This is a genomic window from Alteribacillus sp. YIM 98480 (assembly GCF_009765375.1).
In the GTDB taxonomy this organism is placed as follows: Bacteria; Bacillota; Bacilli; order Bacillales; family Marinococcaceae; genus Alteribacillus.
Genome location: NZ_VTOK01000012.1, coordinates 119,113 through 143,992 on the forward strand (window position 1 = coordinate 119,113; position 24,880 = coordinate 143,992).

General features: G+C 37.8%; 27 protein-coding genes and 1 pseudogene. 8 read left to right on the plus strand and 20 right to left on the minus strand.

What is annotated here, in order from left to right; all coding sequences use genetic code 11:
- Positions 1–46: 46 nt before the first annotated feature.
- From FZF09_RS15915 to FZF09_RS15930, 4 genes are all read right to left on the minus strand, one after another.
- A complete protein-coding gene (locus FZF09_RS15915; protein WP_158737590.1) occupies positions 47–886 on the minus strand; it encodes an HAD-IIB family hydrolase in 840 nt (279 codons plus the stop codon).
- A gap of 37 nt (positions 887–923) precedes the next feature.
- Entirely contained in the window at positions 924–1,109 is a 186-nt protein-coding gene (locus FZF09_RS15920) for a hypothetical protein (protein ID WP_158737591.1), read from the minus strand.
- Between the two features lie 75 nt (positions 1,110–1,184).
- Entirely contained in the window at positions 1,185–1,544 is a 360-nt protein-coding gene (locus FZF09_RS15925; RefSeq protein WP_158737592.1) for a YlbF/YmcA family competence regulator, read from the minus strand.
- 75 nt (positions 1,545–1,619) lie between these two features.
- Positions 1,620–2,759, minus strand: coding sequence for a DUF445 domain-containing protein (locus tag FZF09_RS15930; protein ID WP_158737593.1), 1,140 nt, complete (start codon positions 2,757–2,759; stop codon positions 1,620–1,622).
- A gap of 157 nt (positions 2,760–2,916) precedes the next feature.
- Here FZF09_RS15930 and FZF09_RS15935 point away from each other — a divergent pair, with 157 nt between their 5' ends.
- On the plus strand, positions 2,917–3,144 hold the full coding sequence (locus tag FZF09_RS15935; protein ID WP_158737594.1) for a DUF5342 family protein: 228 nt from the start codon (positions 2,917–2,919) through the stop codon (positions 3,142–3,144).
- A gap of 67 nt (positions 3,145–3,211) precedes the next feature.
- Complete coding sequence (locus FZF09_RS15940; protein WP_199256809.1) at positions 3,212–3,379, plus strand: hypothetical protein; 168 nt, start codon at positions 3,212–3,214, stop codon at positions 3,377–3,379.
- A 137-nt stretch (positions 3,380–3,516) separates the two neighbouring features.
- Here FZF09_RS15940 and FZF09_RS15945 read toward each other — a convergent pair whose 3' ends face one another.
- From FZF09_RS15945 to FZF09_RS15980, 8 genes and pseudogenes are all read right to left on the minus strand, one after another.
- Positions 3,517–3,726 (minus strand): alpha/beta-type small acid-soluble spore protein, encoded by a 210-nt coding sequence (locus tag FZF09_RS15945; protein ID WP_158737595.1) that lies wholly within the window; start codon positions 3,724–3,726, stop codon positions 3,517–3,519.
- A gap of 152 nt (positions 3,727–3,878) precedes the next feature.
- Positions 3,879–5,408: an acyl-CoA carboxylase subunit beta gene (locus tag FZF09_RS15950; RefSeq protein WP_158737596.1), complete on the minus strand. Its 1,530-nt coding sequence runs from the start codon at positions 5,406–5,408 to the stop codon at positions 3,879–3,881.
- Between the two features lie 12 nt (positions 5,409–5,420).
- Positions 5,421–6,203, minus strand: a complete 783-nt coding sequence (locus FZF09_RS15955; RefSeq protein WP_158737597.1) for an enoyl-CoA hydratase — start codon at positions 6,201–6,203, stop codon at positions 5,421–5,423.
- Positions 6,200–7,132, minus strand: a complete 933-nt coding sequence (locus FZF09_RS15960; RefSeq protein ID WP_158737598.1) for a hydroxymethylglutaryl-CoA lyase — start codon at positions 7,130–7,132, stop codon at positions 6,200–6,202. Before FZF09_RS15960 ends, FZF09_RS15955 begins: the two co-directional genes overlap by 4 nt.
- A 14-nt stretch (positions 7,133–7,146) precedes the next feature.
- On the minus strand, positions 7,147–7,359 hold the full coding sequence (locus FZF09_RS15965) for an acetyl-CoA carboxylase biotin carboxyl carrier protein subunit (protein WP_158737599.1): 213 nt from the start codon (positions 7,357–7,359) through the stop codon (positions 7,147–7,149).
- Positions 7,360–7,375: 16 nt separating this feature from the next.
- A complete protein-coding gene (locus FZF09_RS15970) occupies positions 7,376–8,725 on the minus strand; it encodes an acetyl-CoA carboxylase biotin carboxylase subunit (protein ID WP_158737600.1) in 1,350 nt (449 codons plus the stop codon).
- A gap of 17 nt (positions 8,726–8,742) precedes the next feature.
- Positions 8,743–9,006, minus strand: a pseudogene (locus FZF09_RS15975) (AMP-binding enzyme); the annotation flags it as partial.
- A gap of 27 nt (positions 9,007–9,033) precedes the next feature.
- Positions 9,034–10,176, minus strand: a complete 1,143-nt coding sequence (locus FZF09_RS15980) for an acyl-CoA dehydrogenase family protein (protein WP_158737601.1) — start codon at positions 10,174–10,176, stop codon at positions 9,034–9,036.
- A 295-nt stretch (positions 10,177–10,471) separates the two neighbouring features.
- Between FZF09_RS15980 and FZF09_RS15985 the strand changes: the two genes are divergently transcribed.
- Positions 10,472–10,687 carry a hypothetical protein gene (locus FZF09_RS15985; protein WP_158737602.1) on the plus strand — a complete coding sequence of 72 codons (216 nt, stop codon included), beginning with the start codon at positions 10,472–10,474 and terminating at the stop codon, positions 10,685–10,687.
- 158 nt (positions 10,688–10,845) lie between these two features.
- On the opposite strand, the gene FZF09_RS15990 is transcribed toward FZF09_RS15985, so the two are convergent.
- A complete protein-coding gene (locus tag FZF09_RS15990) occupies positions 10,846–11,013 on the minus strand; it encodes a hypothetical protein (RefSeq protein ID WP_158737603.1) in 168 nt (55 codons plus the stop codon).
- A gap of 269 nt (positions 11,014–11,282) precedes the next feature.
- Here FZF09_RS15990 and FZF09_RS15995 point away from each other — a divergent pair, with 269 nt between their 5' ends.
- Positions 11,283–11,837, plus strand: a complete 555-nt coding sequence (locus FZF09_RS15995; RefSeq protein WP_158737604.1) for a LemA family protein — start codon at positions 11,283–11,285, stop codon at positions 11,835–11,837.
- Between the two features lie 48 nt (positions 11,838–11,885).
- On the opposite strand, the gene FZF09_RS16000 is transcribed toward FZF09_RS15995, so the two are convergent.
- A complete protein-coding gene (locus FZF09_RS16000) occupies positions 11,886–12,422 on the minus strand; it encodes an LOG family protein (RefSeq protein WP_158737605.1) in 537 nt (178 codons plus the stop codon).
- A 182-nt stretch (positions 12,423–12,604) separates the two neighbouring features.
- Between FZF09_RS16000 and FZF09_RS16005 the strand changes: the two genes are divergently transcribed.
- Positions 12,605–13,837, plus strand: a complete 1,233-nt coding sequence (locus FZF09_RS16005) for an aminopeptidase (RefSeq protein ID WP_158737606.1) — start codon at positions 12,605–12,607, stop codon at positions 13,835–13,837.
- A 94-nt stretch (positions 13,838–13,931) separates the two neighbouring features.
- Positions 13,932–14,756, plus strand: a complete 825-nt coding sequence (gene pdxK, locus FZF09_RS16010) for a pyridoxine/pyridoxal/pyridoxamine kinase (protein WP_158737607.1) — start codon at positions 13,932–13,934, stop codon at positions 14,754–14,756.
- 45 nt (positions 14,757–14,801) lie between these two features.
- On the opposite strand, the gene FZF09_RS16015 is transcribed toward pdxK, so the two are convergent.
- The 4 genes from FZF09_RS16015 to FZF09_RS16030 all read right to left on the minus strand — a co-directional run bounded on the left by FZF09_RS16015 (position 14,802) and on the right by FZF09_RS16030 (position 19,235).
- A complete protein-coding gene (locus tag FZF09_RS16015; protein WP_158737608.1) occupies positions 14,802–15,524 on the minus strand; it encodes an amino acid ABC transporter ATP-binding protein in 723 nt (240 codons plus the stop codon).
- The gene (locus FZF09_RS16020; protein ID WP_158737609.1) at positions 15,521–16,180 is read right to left on the minus strand and encodes an amino acid ABC transporter permease; all 660 of its coding nucleotides are present in this window, start codon (positions 16,178–16,180) and stop codon (positions 15,521–15,523) included. The genes FZF09_RS16015 and FZF09_RS16020 overlap by 4 nt, the downstream gene beginning before the upstream one ends.
- A gap of 633 nt (positions 16,181–16,813) precedes the next feature.
- Positions 16,814–17,680, minus strand: coding sequence for a transporter substrate-binding domain-containing protein (locus FZF09_RS16025; protein ID WP_158737610.1), 867 nt, complete (start codon positions 17,678–17,680; stop codon positions 16,814–16,816).
- Positions 17,681–17,819: 139 nt separating this feature from the next.
- The gene (locus tag FZF09_RS16030) at positions 17,820–19,235 is read right to left on the minus strand and encodes a SpoVR family protein (protein WP_158737611.1); all 1,416 of its coding nucleotides are present in this window, start codon (positions 19,233–19,235) and stop codon (positions 17,820–17,822) included.
- A 147-nt stretch (positions 19,236–19,382) separates the two neighbouring features.
- Here FZF09_RS16030 and FZF09_RS16035 point away from each other — a divergent pair, with 147 nt between their 5' ends.
- Positions 19,383–19,655 carry an acylphosphatase gene (locus FZF09_RS16035; RefSeq protein ID WP_158737612.1) on the plus strand — a complete coding sequence of 91 codons (273 nt, stop codon included), beginning with the start codon at positions 19,383–19,385 and terminating at the stop codon, positions 19,653–19,655.
- Positions 19,656–19,829: 174 nt separating this feature from the next.
- Here FZF09_RS16035 and FZF09_RS16040 read toward each other — a convergent pair whose 3' ends face one another.
- Both FZF09_RS16040 and FZF09_RS16045 read right to left on the minus strand, forming a co-directional pair.
- Positions 19,830–20,666, minus strand: coding sequence for an arylamine N-acetyltransferase (locus FZF09_RS16040; RefSeq protein ID WP_158737613.1), 837 nt, complete (start codon positions 20,664–20,666; stop codon positions 19,830–19,832).
- A gap of 91 nt (positions 20,667–20,757) precedes the next feature.
- Positions 20,758–22,494 carry a phospho-sugar mutase gene (locus FZF09_RS16045; protein ID WP_158737614.1) on the minus strand — a complete coding sequence of 579 codons (1,737 nt, stop codon included), beginning with the start codon at positions 22,492–22,494 and terminating at the stop codon, positions 20,758–20,760.
- A 470-nt stretch (positions 22,495–22,964) separates the two neighbouring features.
- Between FZF09_RS16045 and glgB the strand changes: the two genes are divergently transcribed.
- Positions 22,965–24,866, plus strand: a complete 1,902-nt coding sequence (gene glgB / locus FZF09_RS16050) for a 1,4-alpha-glucan branching protein GlgB (RefSeq protein ID WP_158737615.1) — start codon at positions 22,965–22,967, stop codon at positions 24,864–24,866.
- Positions 24,867–24,880: the final 14 nt, after the last annotated feature.

A 24,880-nucleotide genomic window follows, 5' to 3' on the forward strand; every position in this document is an offset into this window, starting at 1 on the left:
ATTAAAAAAGGACCGGTATTTATACCGGCCCGCTGTTTTATTGGTTTTATACTTCTACTCTCATTTGCTTTCGGAATACTTCTTTAATCATATATGCTACTCCGTCTTGCTCATTTGAACGTGTAACCCAGTCTGCTTTTTCTTTCAACTCATCAGATGCCTGCCCCATAGCTACCCCAATTCCAGCCATTTCCAGGGCTGGCGCATCAGCGGTTCCTGAACCAACAAAAATTGTTTCTTCTCTCTTTATACCAAGTTCAGACATAAGATAAGATAATGCATATTCCTTCGTTGCCTGCTCTTTTTTTATTGTTAAATGCTTACCTGTTTGCTCTATTATAATACCCGGTATAGCTTCTAATAACTGCTCCCTGCACTTTTCAGCTTGCTGCTCTTCTTCAAACTCTCCGAACAATCGCAAAGCACTTAGCTGTTGTTCATAAACAGAAGCAGATACTTTTTCTGTGTATGTTTTGGGTTGAAATAATCCTTCTCCGAGACTGAATTGTATCTTACCGAGCACCTTTCTAGTATGCTGATGTTTATTTTCCCATTCATAGTCTTGACTTTCAAGTTGTATACGGCATGGAAAACGTTCTAAATATTCAGCAGCATCAAATACCATCTCTGTAGGCATCCTGGCCTCTAAGATCGGCATACCCGATATTCCTGCTAATAAGGCGCCGCCGTGAGAAATCATCTCATGCTCCATTTTTAATTGTTTTGCTATTTTTTTCGCTGCTGAAAAACTTCGGTTCGTTACAAGTACAGAATATACTCCTTTTTTTCTTACAAAATCAACAGCTTCTTTTGTTTCCCGGCTAATCCGATCATTATTTTTCAAAAGTACACCGTCTATACTCATCGCCAATAATCGGTACTTCATGTTGTTTCCCCCTCCTCGGCGCTAAGCCTTTTCTATTTTACCCTATGTTGTCCGGGCATTCTTTAGAACGGAAACAAATCATGAAACAAATGACTTTTAAATATAAGAAAAGCGCAAGCGCCTTGCTCACGAGCGAAAGTCCTGGAGGGTTGGCATATGGAAAGCTGATCTTTGCTTTCCATTGACGAACCGTCTCGAGCGAGTAGGCGCTGAAGCTAGACATCAAAAATGCCAAATATTTATAATTTCTTACCTTTTAAAAAAACCTGCAGAAACATTTCTGCAGGGAAAACTTTTTCTAACCTTGCTGCTCTTCAGGAGACCCATAAAGATCTTCAAGGGGTTCGGTAATAATTTTATTTAAATCACTAATAATAGTGCTCATTCGTTGTTCTTCTTCCATCAATTTGGAGATAACGTCGTGCTGCTGAACCATTTCAAATTGTTTTTGTGCTTGTGTAATCTCTTCTTCTGATGGCTGCTGGCCTTGCATTTGTTTTTGTTGAAGGTCCAATTGTATTTGGCGGAAATTATCAAGCATTCTTTTTGCTACTTCATCATTTTCCACTTCTTCATGCAAATTTTTTAAGTTTTGAAATTCATCACTGTTTCTTAAAGTGTTAGATAATTCTCGTGCACTATCATAAATATTGGACATTATTGGTCCTCCTTTTTTAAATCTTTACCGAGCATAACATGAAAAGCTTCCATAAATCATCCTTATCCTCAACTTTTAAAGAAAAAGGATAACAAATACGCCTTGAAACAGTCCAACTAACCCACCTAGAAGCGCACCCAGGTAAGTTATCATTTTAAATTCACGTCTTGAAATAGATAGTACCATTGTTTCTAGCCGATCAACCGAAAATGTGTCTACTCTTTCTCTTACAACATTTTCCAACTCCAATTGTTCAAATAAATTACTCAGTCTGTCCGCTAAAAAACTTTGTATCTGTTCGATAATCCCGGGTATCCATTGTTTTGTAATTTTTTCTTCAAATGCTGGCGCCCACTCATGTAACGGGCTGTCTAAATAGTTGAAAAGGGGCAATTCTTTATTTAATAAATCAGCCGTCTTTTTAGCTAATTTATCCGTATCAATCTGAGAGGCTGCTGTAGAAAAGGGTTTATGTTGTATTTTTAACCATTCCTTTTTTATTATATCCCTAATGAATGCTTCTGAGGCTGGATCTTCAAAAAAACGAACAATTTCCGGCTGAAGTTTTTCAATGATTTTATCATTACCAAACATAGAACCTAAAAAATTCAACATAGAGCCTTTCCCTTGGAGAAATTTCTCCAAAAGAACATATAGCTGTTTTCGTCCTTCTTCCCCTCTAAAATACTCTGCTCCTTTTTTTGTAACTTTTCGAGCAAGAATAGGAACTAATTCATCACCTTTTTCAATCACACCTATAGGGAGAAGTTCTTTTATTTCTTTATGCTCATTTTCTATGATAAAACGATCTAATTTTTCTTTTATAAAATATTCTGTTTTCTCTTGCAGCGTAATTCTAATGTTATTGACATTCCAGGTTTCTTGAAAAAAATCAGTCGGAGCTGCAGAACTATAAAGTGATTTAGTGATTTCGTCTGTTATCCATTTTGTCATCTTTACTCGAAAAGACTTTTTTATTATTTTTTTCTGAATTCCCTCTGGTGTCAATAAATGATTGACCACCATCTTACCCATTTGTTCTGCCATTTCCCCTCTTCGTTTTGGAATAAGCCCAGGCGTAAAAGGAACTCTCCATTTCCCCACATAAACTGGCTTATACGGTCTAAACAACATTTTTATAGCTAACGAGTTTGTCAGTCCGCCTATAACAGCTCCAACTGCTATCATTATTATTATCAGCCATAATCCATCCATTTTTAAACTCCTTTTAATTTAGCACCTTGGTTTACCATTATCACTTTACCAACTGGATAAATTTTCGGCAAGCATGACAGTAACAACTTTTTGATTGTTTTTTGATATGATAAGATGCAAAGAATACTTACTATCCTAAAAATGGGGGATATAGAAAATGATTTCGCATTTTCAATGGTATGAAAAAAAGAATAATTGGCTGCGAAAAGAGTGGGGATTCTCCTTTTATTTTAAGGGATCATACTATAATGGCGTGTATTTTAAAGATGGTTCGATTATATGGGAAGGAGTGCAGCCTCCATCTAATGAAATAGAAAATATAACAACTCAAGTCCATGATTTAGTTTTGTACCATATTTTTGAGGATCATACTCCGCCTGTATAAATTCCCAAAATATGTCCCGTATGCCGCTTCTATGCGGGGACATGCTAAAAATATGGGAGGGGTAGGCATGGATAAATTGCAAAAAGGACAAACGGATAAAACAAATTACAGCATGGATGTAGACCGAATGATCAGCGAAGGTATGGCAGGGGGTACTGTAAATCCAAAATATGAAAATTGTCAAATTGATGGAGCTAGAAAGTTAGATGAAGAAGAACCTCCATCTCACAATTAAACAGACGTCAGCCTGGTTTGCAAAACGCAAAGCCAGGCTGTATTTAAGCTATTTTTTCTTTTCTTACAACAAATAGGAGACTGTCAAGGTGGCATCACGCCACCCCTATTGACAGTCTCTCTAGCCACGTTATTTAATTATTGCTGCTGACCACTCATTTGCTGCTCAGCCATTTGAACCAGACGCTTTGTGATTTCTCCTCCTACAGAACCGTTAGAACGGGAAGTAGAGTCAGCGCCAAGTTGTACTCCAAATTCTTGAGCAATTTCAAATTTCATTTGATCTAGAGCTTGAGAAACTCCAGGTACTACTAATTGGTTAGAGTTACCGCTGTTGTTGTTTGCCATAGTTTTTCACCTCCTCTTTGTACCTTTAGTTTGTATCGAATTTCAAACACTATGCTACAAAAAGAATAGTAATTTAAGGAAAAAAAGAGAAGGGAGTTAGTATGACCATACGTTCATCTACTTCATCAATACATATTTCTATTACACTGCTGTTATACAGGATAAACTGCATGTTTTCTTTTAGAAAACGTTTGATATTTGCTCCTATAGCCCTCAAATCGCTCGGTTAATTCCATCCTTAAATCATCTGGTTCTACAATACCGTCTATAACCATTTCTGAAGCGAGTCTATATATATCAATATTTTCTTTATATTCCTGACGTTTTTCTTCAATAAAAGCTGGTCTCTCTTTTTCAGGCAGTTCTGCAATTTTATTTGCATATACTGCATTCACAGCAGCTTCCGGACCCATTACTGCAATTTGTGCACTAGGAAGTGCTAAGCAGCAATCAGGCTCAAAAGCTGGTCCTGCCATTGCATACAATCCTGCTCCATATGCTTTTCGAACAATAACAGATATTTTGGGAACGGTTGCTTCTGACATAGCAGCAATCATTTTGGCCCCGTGACGAATAATTCCTGCTTTTTCTACACTCGTTCCAATCATGAATCCCGGTATATCAGCGAAAAATAATAAGGGAAGATGGTATGCATCACAAAGGGTAATAAACCGGGCAGCTTTGTCTGCAGAATCGTGGAATAACACTCCTCCTTTGACTTTGGGCTGATTGGCAATAATTCCGATGGCTTCTCCATTTAAACGAGCAAATCCAGTAATAATTTCAGGTGCGAACTCTTTTTTCATTTCAAAAAAACGATCTGCGTCTATGATATGACTAATAAGCTGATACATATCAAATGGAGCGTTCTGATTCGCAGGAATAATATCTTTCAAAGGTTTTTCAGGAGGGGCCACTGGTTCTGGTGTATTTAATGACGTCTTACCTTCAAAATTAGCTGGGAAATAAGATAAATATTGACGAGCATGTTCGATAGCCTCTGCTTCATCTTTAGCAAGTATGTCTCCGCATCCAGATACAGAGCAATGCATTTTTGCTCCTCCCATTTCTTCTAAAGAGACTTTTTCTCCAATAACCATCTCAGCCATTCGAGGAGAACCAAGATACATAGAAGCATTTCCTTCGACCATTATAACTGTGTCACAAAAAGCTGGTATATAAGCTCCACCTGCTGCTGATGGACCGAAAAGGATACAAACCTGTGGAATTTGTCCAGAAAGCTTCACCTGGTTATAAAAAATCCGTCCAGCTCCTCGTCGTCCTGGGAACATTTCTACTTGGTCGGTGATTCTTGCTCCTGCAGAATCAACCAAATAGAGCATAGGTACACTCAGCTTTTCAGCTGTCTCCTGAATTCTAATAATTTTTTCTACGGTTCTTGCCCCCCAAGAACCTGCTTTTATAGTAGAATCATTTGCCATAAAACAAACGAACTGCCCATTAATTTTTCCAGTGCCAGTTATAACCCCGTCTGCAGCAAGCCCCTCCACTTGGCTGTTTGCAAATTTTCCGTCTTCATATGTTAATCCATCATCCAACAATAAATTTAGACGATCACGGACAAAGTATTTGCCTTTTTCTTTATTTTTTTTATGATATTTTTCTTCCCCGCCTTTTTCGATGCGGTTAACTAATTGTTGGTGAAAGTCTTCGTTTACCATAACGTGGACCTCCTATTTACCGGAATATACTGGCTTACGCTTTTCTTTAAAAGCTCTTAGCCCTTCTAGTCTGTCTTCTGTAGTTATCGTGGCTTCATAGGATTTTTCTTCAATTACAAGACCAGTCGTTAAATCTGTATTTATCCCTCCATTAATAGCAGTTTTAGCAGCTGATACTGCAACCGGTCCATTTTTTGTTATTTCTAATGCAAGTTCTACCGCTTTATGAAGTACTTGTTCGCTGTCTACTGCATACTGTGCTATTCCTAAATCGGCCGCTTCTATACCAGAAATTTTCCGGGCCGTATATATTAATTCTTTTGCTTTGGCCTTTCCGATAAGCCGTGGTAAAAGCTGAGTTCCACCTCCTCCTGGTATAATAGCTAGAGAAGTTTCAGGTAATCCGTATTTTCCAGTGGCACTTGCAATACGTAAATCACAAGCTAGTGCTAATTCCAGTCCACCCCCAAGAGCACTTCCATTCATTGCAGCAATGACCGCTTTCGGAAAATTTTCAATTTGATTTATAGTTTCTTTGATAAAAGAGACGGTTTTTCTAACCTCGATATGATCCATACCGGCTCTTTCTTTTAGATCTGCCCCGGCGCAAAATATCTTTTCTCCTTCTCCACGAATAATTAAAACGCGGCAGGCAGTGTCATACGCAAGATTTTTTAAAGTCTTTTGCAATTCGTCTAAAAGGGAAGTTGATAAAGCATTTGCTGCGGAAGGCCTATTCAAACTTATTACCGTTATTCCTTCATGCGAATTATCAACGCGAATGTAATGAGTCATCTTTTATCTCCCTTCTTAGCTAGAACTGCTTTTTTTCCTTTATGTGCTTGCAGTGCTTTACTTGGTAAAGATTTTCCAATATGATTTTCCATAAACATAGCGTTTTTGACCATTTTTTCTTCTGAAACACCTGTTTTGATGCCCATTTTGTGAAGCATATAAAGAAGATCTTCTGTTGCTGTATTTCCAGCAGCCCCTGGTGCGTATGGGCAGCCTCCCAATCCTCCGCAAGAACTGTCAAAAGTCTGTATCCCCATTTCGAGTGCTTTTAGTGTATTAGAAAGCGCGGTTCCTCTCGTATCGTGAAAATGCATTGCTAATTTCTTTGTAGGAATCCCTTTTAATAAATGCTTCAATGTGTCTTCTACTTGGACTGGAGAAGCCGTACCAACTGTATCGCCAATAGACAACTCATAAGCCCCTATTTCTAAAAGGTATTCACTTATTCTTCGTACATTTTCAGAGTTAGTTCGCCCTTCATAAGGACAAAAAAATGCTGTAGACACATAGGCACGAACTGGTATATTTGCTTTGACCGCTTCTTGTGCTGTTTGTCGCAAAACCGGCAGCGTTTGATCTATACTTTTGTTTATATTCTTTTTGTTGTGGGTTTCTGTAGCGGACATAAAAACTGCAATTTCATCAACGTTAGTCTCTAATGCAGCTTCAAGCCCTTTTTGATTTGGAACTAATGCGGTATACACTACTCCTTCCTTCCGCTGAATCAATTTAGCAACATCTTTTGCATCCGCCAAAGCAGGGACCCACTTTGGGTGGACAAAAGACGTAATTTCAATATGGCGCAATCCACTCTGCGATAATTTATTAATCCAGTCCGTTTTTACTTTAGTCGAGATTAATTTTTTTTCATTCTGAAGACCATCACGAGGTCCTACTTCTTTTATCGTTACATTTATTGGCCAGCTCATCCTGCTCCCCCTATCTACTCTAATTCAAACAATTCATCCCCTTCATTCACAAACTCCCCTTCTTCTTTTAACACTGATTTTATTTTGCCGTTTGCTTCTGCTGTAATCGGTATCTCCATCTTCATGGATTCTAAAATAGCTACTTCCTGGCCTTCCTTTATTTCTTCACCGGAACCTACTAACAATTTCCATAATTTGCCGGCCATGTAAGCTGTTATGACATTCATTTTTCTGCCTCCTTGCTTATACATTTGTAGAACGTAGAATATCCGTTACAAAAGCCGTAGTTGTCTGTCCTTGTTTATAATCTTGATGGTTAAGTACTTCTAAAATCATTGGGATATTCGTTTTTATCCCCTCAACGTGATAATTTTTTAGAGCACTGATCATTTGGTTAATGGATTCGTGTCTGTCTTTACCAGTAATAATAATTTTTGCAATCATCGGATCATAATGAGGAGTGACGATGGTCCCTTCTCTTACCCCGCATTCGTGACGTATGTGTTCTCCTCTTGGCAGCGTTAAGGCTGTAATTTTTCCAGGAGAAGGAAAAAAATTACTTGGATCTTCAGCATAAATTCTTGCTTCTAAAGCGTGACCATTTTGCACAATACTATCTTGTCTTATATGAAGTATTTCTCCTGAAGCTATGCGCAGCTGCCATTGGACTATATCAAGTTTTGTTACTTCTTCGGTGACAGGGTGCTCTACTTGAAGTCTTGTATTCATTTCCAAAAAATAAAATTGTTGCTGTTCATCTACTAAAAATTCAATCGTTCCTGCATTCCTGTATCCGATATATTCTGCTGCTTTTATTGCTGCTTCTCCCATTTTTTTACGAGTGACAGCGTGTATAAAAGGAGATGGACTTTCTTCTAGCACTTTTTGGTTACGGCGTTGTATCGAACAATCTCGCTCTCCAAGCTGAATCACATTGCCATGCTGATCAGCGAGAATTTGTATTTCAACATGTCTTGCATTTTCAATAATTTTTTCAATATAAAGAGTTCCATTACCAAAAAAGTCGCTGGCCCGCTTTTTATTGCTTTCAAATGCTTTTCTTAATTCTTTTTCATTGTTAACTTTCTGCATGCCAATTCCGCCCCCGCCTGCAGAGGCTTTTAACATGACGGGATATCCTATTTTTTCAGCGTCTACTAAAGCAGCCTCTACGCTGTCCACCCTTTCATTTATACCTGGAATAACCGGTATTCCTGCATTTTTCATTGCTTTTCTAGCTGATATTTTATCTCCCATTAATTCCATGCTTTCTGGAGAAGGTCCTATAAACGTAATATCCTCTCTTTCGCATTTTTTTGCAAAATCAGCGTTTTCTGATAATAATCCATATCCGGGATGCAGCCCATCAGCTCCTGCATCTTTAGCCGCCTGCAGGATGGAATGAATATTGAGATAGCTTTCTTTAACTGGTGCAGGACCGATAAAATAAGCTTCATCAGCCATCTTTACATGCTCAGCCTGGTGGTCTGCTTCTGAATAAACTACTGCAGATTTAATACCTAATTCCTCACATGCCCGCACAATTCTGCAAGCAATCTCTCCCCTATTAGCAATTAACACTTTACGAAACAAATTTTTCACCTCGCTCATCATTTAATAGAAAATTGGCTTTTCGATAATTCACGAAGTTTAAATTTTTGGTTTTACCTGAAGCAGTCATAGGATACTCATCTACAAAAGTAATGTAGGCAGGAATTTTATGACGTGAAATTTTCCCTTTGCAGTACAAACGTATTTCGTCAGCAGTACATACTTCTCCTTCTTTTAACCGAATCCAGGCAGAGACTTCTTCTCCATAATTTATCATTAGGTACACCGTCTGTTTGCACATCAAGAAGTTTTGGATGTTGATACTTTCCAAGAATGATTAATAAATACAATTAGCAGCCAAGCTCTCGAGCAATAACCATTCTTTGTATTTCAGAAGTTCCTTCCCCAATTTCCATCAGTTTAGTGTCGCGCAGCATTCTCTCTATTTCATATTCTCGCATGTATCCGTAACCCCCGTGGATTTGCAATGCTTGATTGCATGTTCTGGTAGCCATTTCTGAAGCAAACAGTTTTGCATATGAAGCCTCTTTTTTAAAAGGTTTGCCTCGGTCTTTTAACCATGCTGCCTTTAATACCATATTTTGAGCGATTTCTATTTCCATTGCCATATCTGCTAATTTAAATTGAATTCCTTGAAAAGAAGAAATAGTTTGACCAAATTGCCTGCGCTCCTTTGCATAAGCAAGTGCTTTTTCAAATGCTCCACGTGCAATTCCTACTGCCAGCGCTGCAATAGAGATTCTTCCTCCATCAAGGGTATAAAGAAATTGATTGAAACCTTTTGCTGGATCTCCAAGCAAATTTTCTTTTGGTACTTTTACGTCCTCAAGCACAAGCTCAGAAGTATTAGATCCGCGAACTCCCATCTTTTCATAAGGACTTGTAATGGTAAATCCTTCTGTATCAGCGGGCACAATAAAAGCTGAGATAATATTTTTCCCCTGATCATTTTTAGCTGTAACCGCTGTTACAATTACTGTTTTTGCATATTGAGCATTTGTAATCCAGCACTTTTCTCCATTTATAACGTACTCTTCACCAATTAATTCTGCTTTTGTTCTCGTTCCTCCTGCATCAGAACCGGCATTTGGCTCGGTTAATCCGAAGGAACCTAAAGCTTTACCGGATGCAAGCGGCACTAAATAATCTTGTTTTTGTTGTTCTGTTCCAAAATAATAAAGAGGACTCGCTCCTAAAGAAACAGCAGCAGCGTAACTCAGCCCTGTACTTCCACAGGCTTTCCCCACTTCTTCTACAGCAAGCGCATAAGCTATCGTGTCTCCGCCGGAACCCCCATATTTTTCTGGAAACGGAATTCCTAAAAGACCAAGTTCCCCCATCTTTTTAAACGTTTCTTCAGGAAATCTTGCTTCTTTATCGACTTTTTGTGCTTTAGGAGCAATCTCCTGTTCTGCAAACTCTCGAACCATATCCCTCGTCATTCGCTGCTCACTTGTTAGTTCAAAATTCATTCCCTCTCCTCCATCCCTGTAGTACCAACATTTTAAAACTGAGCAATTGTTCAGAATCCGACCAAAAGGAATCCCTGATTTAAATTTTGTAAGCGTTTTCAATATATTAATTCAATTATAAGGAAAAATTCGGAAAGTCGTCAATTATTTCTTTTGAAATCTTTTTCTGCATTTTCTCATTAAATTTGTAGAACATGTCCTCATAAGTGTGTATTTCTTGATGTTTTGACATTTTTGTCACCTCTTTCGTTAATATGTGTTCCTTTGGTTATATTACAATTAAGGGGTGAAAAAAGTGGATAAAAAAAATGAACACAAGAATGAAAAAATAAATGTGAAACTTGGCGGAATGGGGCTATACTCGAACACTTCCAATACAGAAATTGGTGGATACAAGGCTTCTGGTGACATTGAAAATGCCGGTCAGTTAGATAAAGGCTTTCAAAAGGTGGAAGAGGAAGATACTGCCCCAAGTGCATCAATTAAAGAAGGAGATCAGAAGGATTATTAGTAAACGCCTTTTGTAGACTTTCTTTTGGAACTTATAATCAGGAGGGCTTTTCCGATGGCTGGACAAGCCCTCCTGGATAATAAATCGTACATCCAAGTAGACATCATCTGAAAAAAGCGATGATGACAGCGGTCCATTATGGAACCATTATATGTTGCTTATTTTCTCAACTGAACACCAGTTGATGTTTTTTCATACGACCATGTTTGGATACATCCAGTTGGTCCTTCTATTGGAAATAAAATACTAACGTGTAGGTAATGAGGACCTTTATCAAATGGATTGGTACCATTCGAACTTGCTTTTGTGCTATTCAGGTTACCCATTACTTTTTGTTCATCTCACACCACTCTGCTTCGCTTACTGCTGAGTACCATGCTGTTTTCCACTCTATATCGGGTCACGGATAGATATATTTCAAAGATTCGTTGTTCCTTCCGACCCTCTATTTAAAATGGGAATCCGCGTATTATAACCAATTCCAATAAAACAATGATAGAAAGCAGATAAACGTGCTATACTGTTTGTAGATGATTCCAGTTATAATGGTTTTATGTACATTTGGTAATTAAGCCGTAAAGGAGGTTCCATCGATTTGACCTTTTTTGGCGCTGTACTAGGAATAGCAATCATTATTGCTTTAGTCAGCTGGATCGTGGGGTATAATGCTCTGATCAAATATCTTAATTGGGTGGAAGATGCATGGGCACAAATTGACACACTATTAAACCACCGAGTTGATTTAATACCTCGTTTAGTTGATGTCGTTCAGCAGCATGTTAAATATGAACAGCATACTTTAGAAAAAATTGTGGAGTTAAGGAGTCAGTTAGCTTCCCCAAACAACAACAGGAACCACCAAATGAATATAAATGAGGAGCTCTCTGAAACATTATTTCAAGTTTTCGCCTTAGAAGAAGTTTCGGAATTAAGGCAAGATGAAGAATTTACTTATGTAGAGAAACATTTAAAAGAAACAGACCTAAAAATAAAAAAAGCAGCAAAGATTTATAACAATACTGTAGTGAAATATAATACTAAAATTCAGTCTCCTCCAACCAGTTTTGTAGCCAACATTCACAATTTCCATGAAAGAGAGACCATTACCCTTTTAGACAACCAAAATTCTAATATAAAAATGTCTTCATAGGAAAATCGCCTTTTTTGTAAAGAAGGCGATTTTTTTATGAAAATTCGTTTAAATTTTTAAGCTTTGCAGCAGATTTTCTGCATTATCTTCTATAACTATATTTTTTTGGATAGTATGTGATAAAAAACCTTCCTTTACCATGTGCTCTAAAAAATGATGCAAAGGAGCGTAATAGTCATGCACATTCAATAGAGCACATCTTTTTTGATGGTGGCCAATAGCCCCCCACGTCAGCACTTCCATAAATTCTTCGAGCGTGCCAATCCCGCCTGGCATTGCAACAAAAGCTTCCCCTTTTTCATACATTAACGCTTTTCTTTCGTGCATGCTGTTTACAGTTATAAGATTGGTTACATGCTGATGTGCTATTTCTTTTGGTTTAAGATCTTCTGGTATTATACCAGTGACCTTTCCTCCTTGACTGAGAGCCCCATCAGCAACTGCTCCCATTAAGCCTGAACTGGATCCGCCATAAACAATTTCTATATCATTTTTAGCAGCTGACTTTCCTAAATTCTCTGCCTCATTTATATATATTGAATTATTTCCTTTTCGAGAGCCGCAAAACACTGTTAACGATCTCATTTGTACCCTCCTATTAAATTTTATGGATAAAACAGTATAAAGACTTTATATAATAAGTGTATTACATGTTTTCAAAAACATCCTTAAATTGCAGGATCCGTATATATGTTACAATACTTGCTAGATAAATGTAGTATGATTTTTCAAATTTTTTATATTCCCAATGAAAAAGGAGAATTCTAATGGAGAATTTTGAAAGAAGATTGGAAAATTACGCTGAACTTGCAATAAAAAAAGGGGTCAACATTCAACCAAATCAACCTCTCTTTATTAATGCTCCGATAACTTCAGCAGCTTTTGTTCGTCTATTAGCAAAAAAAGCATATGATGCGGGAGCTAAAAACGTTCATGTAGACTGGGCAGATGAAGAACTTTCTCGTATTAAATATGAAAAAGCTCCAGATGAAGCTTTTAAAGAATTCCCTAGCTGGATTGCCAAAGGAAGAGAAGAATTAGCTGAAAACGGAGCAGCATTTATAACAGTAAAATCGACTGATCCCGATCTTTTAAAAGGAATAGATCAAGGCCGAATAGCAAATGCAAATAAAACGGCCGGCGAAGCAATGGATACATTTCGTTCTTATATCCAATCAGATATGGTAAGCTGGCTTGTTATCGCAACCCCTTCTACTGGCTGGGCTAAAAAAGTTTTTCCTGATGCATCCGAAGAAGAAGCAGAAAAAAATTTGTGGGATGAAATTTTTAAAGCCGTTCGAGCAGATCAGGAAAATCCAGTTGAAAAATGGGACGAACATAATAAAAAATTACAAGAAAAAGCTGCATTTTTAAATGAAAAAGCGTTCAAGCAGCTCCACTACAAAGCGCCAGGTACAGATTTAACGATTGATCTTCCTGACGGCCATATATGGGCTGGCGGCGGCAGTGTAAACAAAGATGGTGTTCATTTCATTGCAAATATGCCTACTGAAGAAGTGTTTACTGTTCCTCATAAAACAGGAGTCAACGGTTATGTAAGAAACACCAAACCTCTTAATTACAGTGGAAATGTCATTGATGATTTTACTATTCATTTTAAAGATGGAAAAATTACAGAATTTGAAGCAAAAGAAGGGGAAGAAACGTTAAAAAATTTAATAGATACTGACGAAGGCTCCCATTATTTAGGAGAGGTTGCCCTTGTCCCCCACAGTTCTCCCATTTCCCAATCCGGCACATTGTTTTATAACACTCTTTTTGACGAAAATGCTTCTAACCACCTCGCTATAGGCAGTGCCTATGCCTTTTGTATTAAAAATGGCACAGAGATGTCGAAAGAAGAAAAAGAAGCAAATGGCTTAAACACAAGTATTACGCATGTTGATTTCATGGTAGGCAGTGGAGTAATGGATATTGACGGAAGACTTTCAAATGGAGAAACAGAACCGTTGATGAAAAATGGAGAATGGGTTATTTAATGTTTTACATCTTCTACAAAGAATGTTTGTGACTAAACATTTGTGGAATATGAATTATACGAAAATCTTTGATATTAAAGCGAGGCGAACCTTCATGTCTTTAAAAAAAGTCCTTACTATTGCTGGGTCTGATACTAGCGGAGGTGCTGGAATTCAAGCTGATTTAAAAACTTTTCAAGAACTCGGGGTTTATGGCATGACTTCTTTGACCACCATTGTTGCACAGGATCCCCATCAAGGTTGGCATCATGCTGTCTATCCCCAAGAGCATTCTGTTATTGAAGCACAACTAGAAACCGTTTTAGCTGGTGTCGGAGTGGATGCTGCTAAAACCGGTATGCTTGGATCAATAGAAACAATAGAATTGGTAGCTAATAAGGTAGATCAATATCATATCGAAAAACTAGTTGTGGATCCTGTAATGGTCTGCAAAGGAGCTGATGAAGCCCTTAACCCTGAAGTGGATCAGCATTTACGAGAAGTCCTGGTTCCAAAAGCTTTAGTAGTAACTCCAAACCTTTTTGAAGCTTCTCAGATTGCTAACATGGATGCTATCCAAAGTGTAGAAGAAATGAAAAAAGCTGCAGTAACCATTTATGAGCAAGGGCCTTCTTTTGTTATTATAAAAGGGGGAGGCGAAACGGGCGAGGATCAATCCATCGATGTTTCATATGACGGAAAAAGTTTTGAGTATATTGAGGCACCAAAAATTCATACAGAGTATACTCATGGCGCAGGTTGCACCTATTCGGCTGCGATTACTGCAGAATTGGCTCATGGAAAACCAGTAAGAGAAGCCATTGAAACCGCTAAGCAGTTTATCACTGCTGCTATTACAGATTCCTTCCCTCTTAATCAATATATTGGCCCTGTCAACCATACAGCTTACCGTTACCAATCGGCGAAAAAAGAACACTAATATAAACTGAAGCCCCTGAAGACTTGAACTCCAGGGGCTGGTTAATTATAATACTTTACTTAAAAAAGATTGGGTTCTCGGGTTTTGCGGGTTATCAAATAGCTGTGACGGCGGTCCTTCTTCCATAAATACGCCTTCATCAATGAAGAATACACGATCACCTACTTCTTTAGCGAACCCCATTTCATGCGTAACTACTACCATTGTCATTCCTTCTTCAGCTAAATCCTTCATAACAGCCAGTACATCTCCAACTAACTCCGGATCCAAAGCCGAAGTGGGCTCATCAAACAGCATCACTTTAGGATTCATTGCTAGTGCTCTAGCAATAGCCACTCGCTGTTTTTGTCCTCCAGATAAGCTGTTAGGATAAACATGAGCCTTATCTTTTAAACCAACTTTATCTAATAATGGTAAAGCAGTTTCTTCTGCTTCAGCTTTTGTAACCTTTTTTACTTTTAATGGCGCTAAAATAATATTTTCTAATACAGTTAAATGAGGAAATAAGTTAAAGTGCTGAAAAACCATACCTACCTCAGAACGTACCTTATTGATATCAGTAGCTGGGTCCGTTAAATCATTGCCATCAATTACAACATGTCCGTCTGTAATTTCTTCTAACATATTTAAACAACGTAAAAAAGTACTCTTCCCAGACCCAGAAGGACCAATAACACATACCACTTCTTTTTCTTTGATTTCTGTAGTTAAACCTTTTAGTACTTCTGTCTCTCCAAAAGACTTATGCAGATCTTTTACTTGTATCATTCTCTTTCAAACCTCCGTTCGTACTGACGCAAAATGAGCATAGAAGGTATGGTAATTACTAAATAAAAAATAGCTACCATTATGTAAGACTCAAAATCAGCAAATGTAGAACTGGCATATTGGCGTCCCTCATACATTAAATCTGTAACTGCAATTGCTGAAAATAAAGAAGTATCTTTAAGGCTAATAATAAATTGATTTCCAAGCGGCGGAATCATTCGTCTTAATGCTTGCGGCCAAATAATATAAAGCATAGTTTGGCGTGATGATAATCCAAGTGATCGACCTGCTTCTGTTTGACCTTTATCTACGGATTGAACAGCTCCTCGGACAATTTCAGCTATATAAGCTCCAGCATTAGCAGCAATTGCTATAATAGAAGCCGTTAATTTATCAAGGTTTATGTTCATAAAATCTGAAAGCCCAAAATATATAAAAAATATTTGAACTAAAAGCGGTGTGCCCCGTACTAGTTCAACGTAAATCGTCGCAATTCCATAAACTATTTTAATTTTGGAGAGCCTCATTAAACCAAATATGGCTCCAAGAACAAAACCTATGGCTACACCGGTGATCGTTATCAAAAGGGTAAACAGGAATCCGGACCATAAATTTGGCAAAATTTCTATATAATGATTAGTTGTAAACACATACATTTGTTTCCTCTCCCCCTGCAATAAACATTAGAAAAACGCTAAAAACGTACAGTTGAACCATAGGATAGGTTTATATCGCCAATGCCACAAAGCGCGGCTTTTTGGTGACAGGATCTAAGGAACTTGTGTTAAGTTCACAAATAATTGTGCCAGACACAGTAGTCGACACTATCCAATGTAATTCTAACAATCTTGTGGCGGCAGCAGCACATGGTACGTCCTGTACGTTGAAGCTGTAGTTTTCTTATACTCTTTACCGGTAATCTTGGCCCTTTGTCAAATGGTGTGGAACAATTCTCCTAATAAAGGACTGTCCCAAAAATGTATCAGTCATTGCTTTTGTGGCATGGGTAGTGCAGCATGGGGCTGACATTTGTTCATGTAATATAGAAGGTTTGGCGGACATGTATTCCCTATCACATGACTAAGCGGTGGATATTGTTCGATTTGCAGTATATAGCCGATGCAATGTCCGCCCCCTATTTTGCAGTAATTTCACCATACGTCCACGCGCCCCGTTTTCTCTGATTTCAAAGGAGACACCACAACATTTACTATAAAGCCTGGACATTCTCCTAACAGTGCAAAGTAAAAGCGTGACAATATCAAAATGTCACGCTTTTTTTCAAATTTTTATTCTTCCTCACTATCTTCAGGAGCTTCTCCAAACCACTCTGTGTAAATTTCGTCAAATTCTCCGCTTTCCTTTAACGAGTCTATAGCTTCGTCTACTTCATCGCGAAGTTCAGAGTCTTTCGGGAAGGCTATGCCATATTGTTCACCTTGTAATAGATCACCAACCGTAACAAGCTCTCCTCCTGCTTCTGTCTCTGCATAATACTCAACATTAGGTTTATCATACAACACTGCATCTGTCCGTTCGGTAAGTACACTTCGATATGCTTCTGTAATTTCAGGGAACGCTTCAACATTTGCTTCAGTATTTTCTTGGAGATAATCTTCACTGGTAGAGCCAACACGTGTTGCGACTGTCATTCCGTCCACATCGTCTATCGAAGAAATCTCCTCATTACCATCTAATACGGCTAAAATTAAGCCAGCGTCATAGTAAGGCTGAGAAAAATCAATATTCTCTTCACGCTCTTCTGTAATAGTCATTCCAGCAATTCCTATATCAAAACGTCCGGAAGGAATAGCAGATACAATTCCAGAAAACTCCATTTGTTCAATTTCTATATCAAATCCTGCTTCATCGGCGATTGCATTAATTAAATCAATATCAAATCCAATTAGTTCGTCGGTTTCTTGATCAATAAACTCAAAAGGTACATAGTTATTATCCGTTGCTACAGAATATGTAGGCTTCTCCCCATCCTCTGCGGCTTCTTCAGCATCTTCTTCATTTTCAGCCCCGTTTTCTGTCTCTTCGGCAGCATCCTCTTCTCCAGTTGTCTCCTCCTCCGGATCATCTCCAGATCCACAAGCTGCTATGAAAAACAACAACATAGCAAGGAGAGAAAACATAAAAAATTTTTTCATGACAAAATCCCCCTTATATTATACAGAACCCGGCATTCACGAATAATGCCGGGTATTGGCAAAAGTATAACACAAAAATTTCTAAATTGAAAATATTGAGATATTAATGAAAATCACTCTATATTTTCTACTATTTAACTCACAATGTCTTACGATGAACTTTACTGCCATTGTAGCTGAATTTTACTTTTTTCCCGTCCACTACAGTTTCTAGATGGACATTTCTTCCCCAAAGCCGGTACAGATAAGGAAGGGTCTTTTCCAAGTACTTTATATCTAATTCTTCTTCTTCGAAATGATGTGTAATATAAAGCTCTCCAGCTTTTGCATAGTCGCCGTCTGTAACTGTTAAATAAGGAAATCCTCCATTCACTCTGGAACGAATAATTTGATCCCGGACATTTTGCCATTCTTTATCTACAATGGTATAATCTCTGCCTTGTTTCTGAAATAAATACATATCCTCTTTCTGAACTAACTCTTTAGTTACGTAATTCCTAATGAAAGACGTGTCAGACTCCAGCTCTCGAACTTCAAATAATTTTTCTCTGCCGCTGCCAGGTTCCACACCAAGTTCTTGGAGCCTTTCACCTGGATGATTGTATCGTTCTTCAATATCTTCAAATATTTTAAGCCCTAAATGGTAAGGATTTATTGTCGTTTTAGAAGGTTGTATGACGCTGGCATTTAACTTTGCAAATTCTACACTTTCTTCCGTACTCAGATCCATTTCTCTCAATATTCTCGCGTGCCAATAAGACGCCCATCCCTCATTCATAATTTTAGTTTCTAACTGCGGCCAAAAATATAACATCTCTTCACGCATCATAGTCAAAATATCCCTCTGCCAGCTTTCCAAGTCTCTGCTGTATTCTTCAATAAACAATAGTAAGTCTTTTTCCGGCCGTGGCGGAAAAGCTTTCTTTTTTCTTTTTTTCGGGGTTGCTTTTTCCTTTTCATCTAACCTCCATAAATCTTCATACGGACCCGGCTTCTCGTTGAATGATGGCTCTTCTTCCTCTTCTGTTTCAATGGTCCAATCGAGCTTTGGACGGACAAGACTAGGATCAATGTGTTCTTGTACAGCAAGAACGGCATCTAAAAACTGCTCTACTTCATCTTTTCCATGGACCATTTCATAGTGTGATATTCTTTCTGCTGCTGCTGCCATACTTTCTACCATATCTTTTCTTGTGTTTGAAAACCGGACATTATTTTTAAAAAAGTCACAATGGGCAAGCACGTGCGCCACAATTAATTTGTTTTGAATTAATGAGTTACTCTCTAATAAAAACGCATAACATGGGTTCGAATTAATTACTAATTCATATATCTTGCTTAAACCTAAGTCGTAATGCAGCTTCATTTTGTGGAACTGTTTTCCAAAGCTCCAGTGAGAATAACGAGTTGGCATACCATATGCTCCAAATGTATAAATAATATCAGCTGGACAAATTTCATAGCGCATGGGATAAAAATCTAAACCAAAGCCTTCTGCTATTTCAGTTATTTCTTCAATCGACCTTTTTAACTCCTTTTCTTCATGAGTATTCACAATATTCCCTCCTCCACTCTTCTTACCTTTACTATATGAAAACAGAAGGCAACAATGAACATTTAGTACATTCCTTTTGATAGAGATAGACTCTTAGTTTGTTGTATATTTAAAGAAGGAATAAACTGCAGTGGAGGTGGATAAAGAATGATTAAACAACATATTGTTGTACATGGAAAAGTTCAAGGTGTCGGCTTTAGAAATTTCACCCAAGCCGAAGCGCTAAAATTAGGAATTAAAGGGTGGGTAAGAAATAAAGCAAATGGTACAGTGGAGATAGAAGCTGAGGGGAATGAAAAAAAAATGGCACATTTCTTGGATGCTATAGCTGAGGGCAGCAAATTTTCGAAAGTCCAAAACTTAGACATAAGCGAAATAGATACTGTCCAACATAAAGGAACCTTTGAAGTGAAATATTAAAAACACTTTATTATAAAAACTTCGCTTGCCGCCTAGGCGGACTTGCTTTGCCGTCATGTGCCTATAAACGGAAAATCCTGAAACGGCGGCATTCAAACGTTCTGAACGTTGAACGCCGCCGATTTGCTTATAACCATTTATTCTTAACAGTATAACAAAATGCTTCCTTGCGTATTATGGGTTCTCAGAAAATATATCTACATCTTTATCTGAGAGAATATCAAGCGCTTCTGTCACAGGCAGCTTAGGCATCTTAAATTCATCCATCAATACTTGTTGAAGGGCATTTCGATTCGGAAGTATTTTAGTTAATACTCCCCCGTTACCATTACGTATCGTAAATTTTCTATTAACAAGCGAAAGACCTCTTCTTTTTTCTGGCTGCCACAGCTGACAGCGCAAAACATTCATGAACAAAGCTTCTTTTCGAAACGTTAATGTTACCCAAGGTTCAAAATCTTCCAGCTTCATTTTATCAAAAACAGAGAACGTCCATTTTTTATCCGTGATTTGATCTCCTCTAACTCTTATGTAAGTATATTCTCCATATTCTTCACCAGGTAAAAATAACAGTTTCTCCCCTGCAAATGGCGGAATAGAATGCTTTCTTCCATGAAACGGTATCGGATCAAATAATGGTGCAGTCGTTCCTACATCTACATATAAAAGCCTCCCATTGATTTCAGGATCGTGAAGAATAATAGCCATGTGTTCTTCTCCTGGTCTAATGAGATGTCCTTTAAAACCAAGAGACTTTAATAAGTCAAATAAACATGAATTTAAGGCAAAACAGGTACCTCCTGTATGATAATTCCTATGATCTTCTAAAAACTTTTCAATGGAAGGTAAAGGAGCAGAACCTTTATATTGCTGATACAGCAAAAGTTTACTAACATTTTCGAATGGAAATGTCCGAACATGCGCTCGTATAATTTTTTTTAAGTACTTTCGTGAAGGAGTTTCTTGTTTAAGTTTTAGCGTCTGCAAGTAGTCGCTTATCCAGGTGTTCATATTCAAACCCCTTTAAATAAAAAATCTTATCATTACTCTAAAGAATATTAACGCTCCGGACGAAAAGTTCTCCGGAGCGCATCCCATATTTTTAAATATACTGGTTCACTTTTGCCATTACGTCCATTTTTAATTGAAGTAGTTGCTCTTCAGCATTCTCCATATTCTTTTCTGTTACCCCAAAATAAAATTTTACTTTAGGCTCTGTTCCTGATGGGCGGATGCAAAACCAAGCTCCATCTTCTCTAATGTATTTTAACACGTTGGACACTGGTAATTCGATCTTTTCTTTTTTACCCCCTTTTATAAATGAACGCTCAGACGTTTGGTAATCTTCAATTATTTTAATGGATTTGCCACTTATTGAAGCCGGGGGATTAAGGCGAAAGTCTTTTAGCAGACCATCAATTTTTTCGGCACCTTCTTTTCCTTTTAACGTTAAAGAATCTAAATCTTCAAGAAAGTATCCGTATTTTTCATAGATATCCATTAGTCCGTCATAAAGTGTTTTACCCTGTTCTTTGAACCATAGTGTCATTTCTGCGGCTAATAATGCTGCTTGTACAGCATCTTTATCGCGTACAAAATCGCCAATTAAATATCCATAGGATTCTTCATATCCAAACTGAAAATCATATGTTCCATCTTCTTCAAATTGTTTAATTTTTTCTCCAATAAATTTGAATCCAGTCAGAGTATCCATAACTTTCAAACCATAATTTTCTGCAATAACACGGCCGATATCCGAAGTCACAATTGTTTTCAACATCACTCCATTATCCGGAATAAAACCCTGCTTTTTACGTTCAGAAAGTAAGTATTCTAACAACAAAGCACCTGTTTGATTCCCGGTAAGCAGCTGATAATGAGTATCTGCACCTTTTACTGCAACCCCAACCCGGTCTGCATCTGGGTCTGTTGCGATTAACACATCCGCATCTTGTTTGATTCCTTCTTTAATAGCTAGTTCAAACGCAGCTTTCTCTTCTGGGTTAGGACTTTTAATGGTGGAAAATTCAGGGTCAGGAAGCGCTTGTTCCTTCACAACATGAACATTTGTAAAGCCGCTTGTTTCTAACACTCTAGTTACAGGAATGTTGGCCGTACCGTGAAGAGGAGTAAAAACAATAGAAACTTGGTCTCCTTTTTCTTGGATCAGTTCAGGATTAACACTTATGGTTTGCAGTTCATCATTATAAGCCTCATCTATTTCTTCCCCGACTACTTGAAGAAGTCTTGACGCCTTCATTTCATTTTCTTCAGCAGCTTCTACTAACAGCTCATCTTCAACTTGCTCTACTTTCTCTATAATCGCTTTTGCAGGTTTAGGCGGGAATTGACCGCCATCATCGCCGTAAATTTTAAAACCGTTATATTCAGGGGGATTATGGCTCGCAGTTATTACAACACCTGCAAACGCCTTTAATTTACGTACTGCATAAGAAAGTTCAGGTGTTGGGCGCAGTTCTTGAAATATGTATGTTTGTATCTTATGGGCCCCAAGGGTTAGAGCTGTTTCTAAAGCAAACTCTTTGGAATGATACCTTGAATCAAATGCAATAACCACCCCACGAGATTTTGCTTGTTCTCCATGATCTTCTATATACCTTGCGAGTCCTTCTGCTGCTCTTCTAATCGTAAATTTATTCATACGGTTAGTACCTGGTCCAATTTCCCCGCGCATTCCACCTGTACCAAATTCTAAATATTTATAAAAGCAGTCCTCAAGCTGTTTTTCATCCGCACTTATCTGTTCGAGCTGCTTTTTTAATTGTTGATCAATCCAAATATTCGTTTTCCAACGTTCCCAGTGTTTTCTCCATTCCATCAGCACCACTCCTTTAATCGTTTTCCTCACCCGTGTCTTACCGAATAGAAAAACAAGCTTCTTAGCCGTTTCCTATTTGGTATCAAGTATAATAAAATATTAGGAGTTCTGCCACGCCTTTTCCGTTTATCAAAAGAAAGCATTTACTTTCCATTTTTCAGACGCCTTCTACTGAACATGCATCATAAAAGGACTTTCACTCTATTAGAGGTCTTGTCAATTTTTCCCACAATAATTTCCCATAACTTTAAATTACAATTTTTTCTTCTTCTACGTCTAACTTTTGCAATCTTAATTGTTCTTTGTAAACTAGTTGTCCATAAATTAGGTTTTAAGATTTTAGCATAAAAATTAGTTCAATTAATTTCCATTATTTTTTTAAAAATTGAAGGGTTTCTTTTTTCTTTGGAGAAATTTATCACTGTCAACAAATATACTATCTTATTTATTTCTTTTTTTGGGGGCGGATAATGGAAATTTACCAATTTTTTGAAGATGATATTTATTTATTTCACCAAGGCACGCTGTTTCATAGTCATCATCTTCTTGGAGCTCATCCATTCAAGCTGGACGGGAAGTATGGCTACCGTTTTACAGTGTGGGCTCCACATGCTCAAAAAGTGAGTGTTGCAGGGGAATTCAATTGCTGGAATGGATCTGAACATCCTTTAAAAAAAGTAAATCAGGAAGGATTATGGGCAGGTTTTATTCCTGACATAAAAAATGGAACTGCTTACAAATATGAAATTTTAACAGCTGAAGGATCAAAAATTCTTAAATCAGATCCTTATGGCTTTCAAGCAGAAGTCCGTCCTGCTACCGCATCTATTACTTACAGCCATAACGATTTTCAATGGACAGATGATAAATGGCAGAAAAACCAAAAGCATTATAATGCTTATCATTCTCCTCTTCTTATTTATGAACTTCATGCAGGCACTTGGAAAAAAAAGAAAGACGGCAGCTTTTATTCCTACAAAGAGTTAGCCGATCTTTTGGTGCCATATGTAAAAGAACTTGGTTATACCCATATTGAACTTCTCCCGCTTTCTGAGCATCCTTTTGATGGGTCTTGGGGTTATCAAATCACAGGCTATTTTTCTATCACCAGCAGGTATGGCAATCCAGACGATTTTAAATATTTCGTCAATACTTGCCACGAAAATAACATAGGAGTAATTATGGATTGGGTACCCGGACATTTTTGCAAAGATGACCATGGACTAAGGTTATTTGATGGAAAACCTTTGTACGAATACCATGATCAGCGAAAAGCAGAAAAAACCTCATGGGGAACATTGACATTTGATTTCGGCCGTCCAGAAGTCCAAAGTTTTTTAATTTCCAACGCGATCTTCTGGTTTGAAGAATTTCATGTGGACGGACTGCGTATAGATGCTGTAGCCAGTATGCTGTATTTAAATTTTGATAAGCACAATGGTGAAGAACCCGTCTTTAATTCTTACGGCGGTGAGGAAAACCTTGAAGCAATTGCATTGTTTAAAAAGTTAAATGAAACTGTTTTTTATTACTACCCTCACGCTCTCATGATGGCAGAAGAAAGTTCAGAATGGCCGCTTGTGAGCGCACCAGTCCACGATGGCGGTTTAGGGTTTAATTTTAAATGGAACATGGGGTGGATGAACGATATCCTCAAATACATGGAAATGGATCCAATTAACCGCAAGCATCACCACGAATTACTTACCTTTTCATTAATGTATACTTACTCAGAAAATTATCTTCTCCCTTTTTCTCATGATGAGGTTGTACATGGGAAAAAGTCTCTTTTACAGAAAATGCCCGGAGACCAATGGCAGCAGTTTGCACAGCTGCGTTTATTATTAGGATACATGATGACACACCCTGGAAAAAAACTTATGTTTATGGGCAGCGAAATAGCTCAGTATGACGAATGGAAGGACAAAGAAGAACTTGATTGGGTGCTTCTTCAATTCCCCCTTCACGAGCAAATGCAGTACTATGTAAAAGTATTAAATCATTTTTATAAAGAATATCCTTGTTTATATAAAAAAGATTATGACCCTGAAGGTTTTACTTGGATTGATGCTGACAACAGCAGCCAAAGTATACTCGCTTTTATGCGTCAAGGGATGACAAAGGAAGATTTCCTTATTGTAGTATGCAATTTCACCCCTGTCGTTCGTTATGATTTTAAGGTTGGGGTAACCAAACCCGGTTCCTATGTGGAAATTTTCAACTCGGACGACAGTAAATTTGGAGGGTCTGGACAGCTAAATGAGGAGGTAATGTTTTCTACACCAATCCCATGGCATAATCAAGCCCAATCAATACAACTAAAAATTCCACCTTTTGCTATTAGTATTTTAAGAAAAGTGAAAAAAGAATGAAATAAGAGGAGGCG

What these genes read in the sequence shown, in the direction of transcription:
- FZF09_RS15915 (WP_158737590.1), bottom strand. Translation starts at nt 886, where the DNA reads ATGAAGTACCGATTATTGGCGATGAGTATAGACGGTGTACTTTTGAAA.
- FZF09_RS15920 (WP_158737591.1), bottom strand. Translation starts at nt 1,109, where the DNA reads ATGTCTAGCTTCAGCGCCTACTCGCTCGAGACGGTTCGTCAATGGAAA.
- FZF09_RS15925 (WP_158737592.1), bottom strand. Translation starts at nt 1,544, where the DNA reads ATGTCCAATATTTATGATAGTGCACGAGAATTATCTAACACTTTAAGA.
- FZF09_RS15930 (WP_158737593.1), bottom strand. Translation starts at nt 2,759, where the DNA reads ATGGATGGATTATGGCTGATAATAATAATGATAGCAGTTGGAGCTGTT.
- FZF09_RS15935 (WP_158737594.1), top strand. Translation starts at nt 2,917, where the DNA reads ATGATTTCGCATTTTCAATGGTATGAAAAAAAGAATAATTGGCTGCGA.
- FZF09_RS15940 (WP_199256809.1), top strand. Translation starts at nt 3,212, where the DNA reads ATGGATAAATTGCAAAAAGGACAAACGGATAAAACAAATTACAGCATG.
- FZF09_RS15945 (WP_158737595.1), bottom strand. Translation starts at nt 3,726, where the DNA reads ATGGCAAACAACAACAGCGGTAACTCTAACCAATTAGTAGTACCTGGA.
- FZF09_RS15950 (WP_158737596.1), bottom strand. Translation starts at nt 5,408, where the DNA reads ATGGTAAACGAAGACTTTCACCAACAATTAGTTAACCGCATCGAAAAA.
- FZF09_RS15955 (WP_158737597.1), bottom strand. Translation starts at nt 6,203, where the DNA reads ATGACTCATTACATTCGCGTTGATAATTCGCATGAAGGAATAACGGTA.
- FZF09_RS15960 (WP_158737598.1), bottom strand. Translation starts at nt 7,132, where the DNA reads ATGAGCTGGCCAATAAATGTAACGATAAAAGAAGTAGGACCTCGTGAT.
- FZF09_RS15965 (WP_158737599.1), bottom strand. Translation starts at nt 7,359, where the DNA reads ATGAATGTCATAACAGCTTACATGGCCGGCAAATTATGGAAATTGTTA.
- FZF09_RS15980 (WP_158737601.1), bottom strand. Translation starts at nt 10,176, where the DNA reads ATGAATTTTGAACTAACAAGTGAGCAGCGAATGACGAGGGATATGGTT.
- FZF09_RS15990 (WP_158737603.1), bottom strand. Translation starts at nt 11,013, where the DNA reads ATGGGTAACCTGAATAGCACAAAAGCAAGTTCGAATGGTACCAATCCA.
- FZF09_RS16000 (WP_158737605.1), bottom strand. Translation starts at nt 12,422, where the DNA reads ATGAGATCGTTAACAGTGTTTTGCGGCTCTCGAAAAGGAAATAATTCA.
- FZF09_RS16005 (WP_158737606.1), top strand. Translation starts at nt 12,605, where the DNA reads ATGGAGAATTTTGAAAGAAGATTGGAAAATTACGCTGAACTTGCAATA.
- pdxK (WP_158737607.1), top strand. Translation starts at nt 13,932, where the DNA reads ATGTCTTTAAAAAAAGTCCTTACTATTGCTGGGTCTGATACTAGCGGA.
- FZF09_RS16015 (WP_158737608.1), bottom strand. Translation starts at nt 15,524, where the DNA reads ATGATACAAGTAAAAGATCTGCATAAGTCTTTTGGAGAGACAGAAGTA.
- FZF09_RS16020 (WP_158737609.1), bottom strand. Translation starts at nt 16,180, where the DNA reads ATGTATGTGTTTACAACTAATCATTATATAGAAATTTTGCCAAATTTA.
- FZF09_RS16025 (WP_158737610.1), bottom strand. Translation starts at nt 17,680, where the DNA reads ATGAAAAAATTTTTTATGTTTTCTCTCCTTGCTATGTTGTTGTTTTTC.
- FZF09_RS16035 (WP_158737612.1), top strand. Translation starts at nt 19,383, where the DNA reads ATGATTAAACAACATATTGTTGTACATGGAAAAGTTCAAGGTGTCGGC.
- FZF09_RS16040 (WP_158737613.1), bottom strand. Translation starts at nt 20,666, where the DNA reads ATGAACACCTGGATAAGCGACTACTTGCAGACGCTAAAACTTAAACAA.
- FZF09_RS16045 (WP_158737614.1), bottom strand. Translation starts at nt 22,494, where the DNA reads ATGGAATGGAGAAAACACTGGGAACGTTGGAAAACGAATATTTGGATT.
- glgB (WP_158737615.1), top strand. Translation starts at nt 22,965, where the DNA reads ATGGAAATTTACCAATTTTTTGAAGATGATATTTATTTATTTCACCAA.